This is a genomic window from Streptomyces fuscigenes, from assembly GCF_021556455.1.
GTDB classification, from domain to species: Bacteria; Actinomycetota; Actinomycetes; order Streptomycetales; family Streptomycetaceae; genus Streptomyces; species Streptomyces fuscigenes.
Genome location: NZ_JAKGCV010000655.1, coordinates 1 through 2169 on the forward strand (window position 1 = coordinate 1; position 2169 = coordinate 2169).

Sequence of the window (2169 nt, forward strand, 5' to 3'; positions counted from 1 at the left end):
GGCGCGGGCGCCCGGGGCGCCGTCAGGGCCGGCCCGGTCAGGGTGCGCGGCGCCGGATGCGGCCCGATCCGGTCGCCCGTCCGCACGCACGGCGCGGCTCCGAGACGCCCGGGCCCCCGTCGCGCGGCCGTTTTTCCGGCGCGAGCGCACGGCCCTGAGCTGGGAACTCCCCGCGTGCACCGGACGTATTCCGGTTCCTGCCCCACCTGCCTCCTGCGTCCCCCGCGTTCCTGGATACAGTGCGGGGGTCTATGGTTCGGCCCCGCACGCCACTATCTGGGGGATTTGCCGATGGACCCGATGAGCGCGGGACCCGAGGAGCACGGACGCGACGAGGACCGGCACCCCGGTCTCCCGGAGCGCAGGCCGCAGCGGCGCGAGTCGTTCACGCCTGCCCTGGCGACCCCTGCGGGCGGCGCGTCCGGCGGCACGACCGTTCGCACCACCGAACTGGTGTCCGGTGACTTCCTGGTCACCGTCAACCCGGTGGACGGCAGCGAGATCGAGCCCTGCCCGCCCGGCCGCAGGCCCGCGCGTCCCGCGCGGCGCACCGCGCGCGACCGCGCCGCGCTGCAGCGCGCCGGCCGCCCCTCCGTGCCGCCGGGGCCGGCGGCTCCCGCGCTGCCGATGCTGGAGCGCGAGGCCGAACACGACCAGCTCGTCGACCTGATGGGCCAGGGCCGCTCGGCGCGCCTGCTCGGCGTGCCGGGATCCGGGCGCTCCGCCCTGCTCGACTCCGTCGCCGCGCGCTGTGCGACGCTCGCGCCCGACGGGCTCATACGGTTGAGCGGCTACCGCCGTACCGCGACCGAGCTGCTGTACGAGCTGTACGCCGCGGTCTTCGCGGACGAGGGCCCGCACCGGCCCGACCGGGCCGAACTGCGCGCCGCCGTCGCGGAGGTGGGCGCCGTCGTCGTCGTGGACGACCTCGAACTCGGCGGCGAGGCGCTGGACGAGCTGCTGTCCGCCACCCCCGAGTGCGCCTTCCTGTTCGCCGTCGCGCCCGAGGTGCCCTCGCCCTCGCCCGGTGCCGCCGTCGTCGACGTCCTGCTCGCCGGGCTCGGCCGGTCCGCGTCCCTCGACCTTCTGCAGCGGGCCGCCGGACGGCCGCTGAGCGAGGCGGAGCGCAACTGGGCCGGCGACCTGTGGTTCGAGTCCGAGGGCCTGCCGCTGCGCTTCGTCCAGGCCGGTGCGCTGCTGCGGCAGCGCGACCTGCTCCGCCGCGACCCCCAGGTCTTCGACGAGTTCGAGGCCTTCGCCAAGCCGGCGGGACCCGCCCGGACCGGCTCGACGGCGGAGACCGCGTTCGACCCGGCCTTCGACCCCGCGGCCGACGCGGGCGCCACCCAGGACATCCCCCTGCCGACCCTCGGCGAGGGCGCGGCCCCCGCGGCCCTGCTGGCCTCGCGGCTGAGCGAATCGGCGCGCGCCACCCTGCGCTTCGCCGTCGCCCTCGGCGGCGAGGTGCCCCACCAGGCGCACCTGCCCGCCCTCATCGGCGACACCCACGCGGACGCCGCACTCGGCGAGTTGATGAGCTGCGCGCTCGTCACACCGGTCGGCCCGCGCTACCGCCTCGCGCCCGGCGTCGCCGTCCAGCTGGAGGCCGCGGGCTACGCAGAGGACCGCGAGCGCAACGCAGCCGCCGCGGCCGAGCACTACACCTGGTGGACCGGCCACCCCTCCGTCACGCCCGCGCGGGTCACCGCGGAGTCCGACGCGGTCCTCGCGTCGATGGCACCGCTGCTGACGGGGGCCGCCGCGACCGCGCTGCGCCTGGCCCGCAGCGCCGCTCCCGTCCTGCTCGCCGGACTGCGCTGGACGGCCTGGGAGAAGGCCCTCAGGGCCGGCCAGTCCGCCGCCCGCGCGGCCGGAGAGGTCGCCGAAGAGGCGTACTTCCACCACGAGTTGGGCATCCTCGCGCTGTGCTCCGGCAACCTCGACCGGGCCCGGGCCGAGCTGGAGGCGTCCATCGGGATGCGGGGCGTCGTCGCCGACCGCAGCGGCACCGTCGCCGGCCGGCGGGCACTCGCCCTCGTCTCGGACCTGGAGCGCGGTGCGGCGCCCCGCGCGGCGATCGCCCCCGCGACCCCCGCCGCGACCGCGTACCCCACCGAGCCGACGCCCATCGTGGCGGCTCTCCCGTCCCGGCCCGCCGAGCCGGCCCCG

Annotated in this window: 1 protein-coding gene; it reads left to right on the top strand. The window is 77.6% G+C overall.

Going from position 1 to position 2169, the window contains the following annotated elements:
- Positions 1 to 291: 291 nt before the first annotated feature.
- A partial coding sequence (locus tag L1885_RS27425; RefSeq protein ID WP_235799847.1) for an ATP-binding protein occupies positions 292 to 2169 on the top strand: 1878 nt, incomplete at its 3' end.